The 3,089-nt window shown below is 74.0% G+C and carries 4 protein-coding genes; 3 read left to right on the top strand and 1 reads right to left on the bottom strand.

What is annotated here, in order from left to right:
* On the bottom strand, positions 1-892 hold an 892-nt coding region (locus DEIPI_RS29220), incomplete at its 3' end, for an aminopeptidase (protein ID WP_052351646.1).
* 33 nt (positions 893-925) lie between these two features.
* On the opposite strand from DEIPI_RS29220, the gene DEIPI_RS0106975 reads away from it, so the two are divergent.
* From DEIPI_RS0106975 to DEIPI_RS29230, 3 genes are all read left to right on the top strand, one after another.
* The gene (locus DEIPI_RS0106975; RefSeq protein ID WP_027481303.1) at positions 926-1,339 is read left to right on the top strand and encodes a YchJ family protein; all 414 of its coding nucleotides are present in this window, start codon (positions 926-928) and stop codon (positions 1,337-1,339) included.
* Positions 1,340-1,433: 94 nt separating this feature from the next.
* The gene (locus tag DEIPI_RS29225) at positions 1,434-2,516 is read left to right on the top strand and encodes an EAL domain-containing protein (protein WP_084474054.1); all 1,083 of its coding nucleotides are present in this window, start codon (positions 1,434-1,436) and stop codon (positions 2,514-2,516) included.
* Between the two features lie 10 nt (positions 2,517-2,526).
* Positions 2,527-3,089 (top strand): aldo/keto reductase (locus DEIPI_RS29230; RefSeq protein WP_045233751.1); only part of this gene is annotated, 563 nt, incomplete at its 3' end.

The following is a 3,089-nucleotide window of genomic DNA, read 5'->3' on the forward strand; positions in this document are numbered from 1 at the left end:
CCTCGGCGAACCAGAAGTCGTAGCCCGCGTAGCCGCCCCAGGACTCGCGCAGCCGCGCGTAGTCCTCGCGCAGCCCCCGCAGCACGCGCGCCTTGCCCTCGCGTCTGGCGGCGTCGTCCGTCCGCGCGGCGTACACCGCCTCCAGCTCCCCGCGCGCTCGCAGCAGCAGCGCCGTGAACGCCTCCGAGCGCTCGCGCTGAACGCGGTCCGTCTCGCGCTGCGCGGGCGTGCCGAAGCGCTCCATGAAACGCCGCGAGCCCTCCTCCTCGACGGCCACCGCGAAGGACTCGTTGAAGACCGAGTCGTCCGTGACGTACGCCACCTGATGCGCGAGCTCGTGGACGACGGTCCGCACCAGCGTCGGGTCCGTGTAGGACAGCATGGTGGAGGGCACCGGGTCCCTGAGGCGGCCCAGCGTGGAGTACGCGCTGACGCCGCCGACGAACACGTCGTCTCCCGAGGCGCGCAGCCTCGCCGCCTCGGCCTCGGCGCCCTCGCGTGAGAAGTAGCCCCGGTACGCCACGCAGCCCGCCACGGGGAAGCAGCTCGTGCGCAGCGTCACCGAGAGGGGCGGCGCCGCGAAGACGTTCCACACGAGGTACGGGCGGCCCACGTCGGAGTAGGTGGTGAAGGTGCCGTTGTCGGGCAGTCCGAGCTCCGTGACGGCGAAGGCGCGCACGTCCCGCACGAGGGTGAGGCGGCGTCGCACCTCGGCGGGCGTGGCGGGGTCCTTCAGGACGTCCTCGACGGGCCGGGCGCGCGCGAGGAGCTCCGCCTGCCCCGACGCGGCCTGCGCGAGGTAGCGGACGGTGGAGCAGCCCGACAGCGCTCCCACGCCGAGCGCGAGCGCGAGCGCGACGAGCAGTGGACGCCGGGCGCGGCGGGAGGTCATGAAGGACAGTTTACCGTGCGCTATCAAGGGCGCATGACCTCCTCGTCCTCCTCCTTCGACTTCTGGCCGTCCTCACGCGCGTGTCCGTGCGGCTCGGGCGAGCCCTTCGGGCGTTGCTGCCGTCCGCGCCTCACGGGAGACGCGCCCGCGAGGACGGCGGAGGCGCTGATGCGCTCGCGCTACACGGCGTTCGTGCTGCGCGGCGAGGCGTATCTGCTCGCCACGTGGCATCCCTCCACGCGGCCCGCCTCGCTCGGCCTGCGGGAGGAGGACGGCCCGGCCTGGCTGGGCCTGACGGTCCGCCGCGCTCGGGGCGGCCCTTCGGATACCCGGGGCACGGTGGAGTTCGTCGCGCGCTTCCGGGGCGGGACGCTCCACGAGACGAGCACCTTCCGGAGGGAGGAGGGCCGCTGGTTCTATGTGGACGGGGACATCCACGCCGGCTGAGGACACCCGCCTTCATTTTTTCTTCAGAGTCGCGCGCTCCCGGTCATATGTAAGGAAACCGTGACGTCCGGCGCGCAGCATGGAGGTGAACCCCATGCCCGCCGACCTCACCCCGCTTCCCTGCGACTGCCACGCGGTCCGCCCCGCGCCCCTGCCCGGCGCGCTCGCCCTGCGCGGCCGTTCCACGCACGTGCACCGACGCCTGCGGCTCGTCCTCGCCGCGCTCGAAGTGCCCACCACCGAGGTGGACGGCGCGCTCCTGCTGCGCCCCGACCACTACGACCGCCTCACCGATCTCGCGGGAGCGCTCGGGCCCACCGAGGCCGCCGACCTGCTCGTCGCGCCCTGCGAGGACGGCCTCGTGGACCCCTGGAGCGCCGCGCCCCTCGCGACGTGGCTCGGCCGCGTCCGCACGCCCTGGTTCGACGAGGCCGCCCGGAACCTCCACGCGCACCTCCAGCCCATCGTGAGCCTCCCGGACGGAAGCGTGTACGGCTACGAGGCGCTGCTGCGCGCCCACGTGGACGGCCGCCTCATCTCCGCCGGACCCCTGCTGGAAGCGGCCTCGTCACGCGGTCAGCTGCGCGCCCTCGACGCGCTCGCCCGGACCGTCGCCATCACGGGCGCCTACCCGGCCCTGCCCGCAGGCGCGCACCTGTTCATCAACTTCTCGCCGGGCGTGATCTACAACCCCGACGTGTGTCTCGACGTGACGTGGCGCGCCTGCGAGCGCGCGGGCGCCGACCTCGGACGTCTCGTGTTCGAGGTGACCGAATCCGAGGCCTTCCCGGACCTCGCCCTGCTGCGCCGCATCCTGGAGCGCTACCGCCGCGAGGGCGCGCAGGTGGCGCTCGACGACCTCGGCGCGGGGCACACCAGCCTCACGTACCTGGAGGCGCTGCGGCCCGACATCGTGAAGCTCGACCGGGGGCTCGTGCGTGGCCTGACGGCGGGCGATCCCCGCGTGGACCTCGTCGGGGCGCTCGTGCGCTACGCCCACGGACTGGGCGTGCGCGTCGTCGCGGAGGGCATCGAGAGCGCCCATGAGCTGTCGCTCGTGCGGGAGCTCGGCGCGGACTACGCGCAGGGCTTCTTCATCGCGCGGCCCGCGCCCGTGCCGCCGCCCGTGCCTCCCGTGGGCGTCCTGTTCCCCGCGCGGAGCGCGGGCACGTGGTAGACAGGAGGGGATGATCCCTCCCGCCTTCACCCGCGAGCTCGGCCATACCGGCGTGCCCGTCTCGCGTCTCGGGCTCGGGCTCGCGGCGCTCGGACGGCCCGGCTACTTCACGCTCGGACACGCCGAGGACCTCGCCGGGCACACCGACGTGGACGGTCTGCGCGCCCGCGCGCACGAGGTGCTCGACGCGGCCCTCGCGGCGGGCGTGCGCTACTTCGACGCGGCGCGCTCCTACGGCCTCTCCGAGCGTTTCCTGCGCGAGTGGCTCGAGGGGCGCGGCCTCACCCGCGCCGAGGTGAGCGTCGGCTCGAAGTGGGGCTACACGTACGTCGCGGACTGGCGGCGTGAGACGGACGTGCACGAGGTCAAGGACCACTCGCTCGCGAACCTCGAGCGGCAGTGGCCGCTGAGCCGGGAGGAGCTCGGGCCGTGGCTGCGGGTGTACATGGTGCACTCCGTGACGCCCGACAGTCCCGTCCTGCACGACGCCGCCACGCTGGAGCGCCTCGCGGCCCTCGCGCGGGAGGGCGTGGCGGTGGGCCTGTCCGTGAGCGGGCCCGCGCAGGCCGACAC

It is taken from the genome of Deinococcus pimensis DSM 21231 (assembly GCF_000519345.1).
Taxonomy (GTDB): Bacteria; Deinococcota; Deinococci; order Deinococcales; family Deinococcaceae; genus Deinococcus_A; species Deinococcus_A pimensis.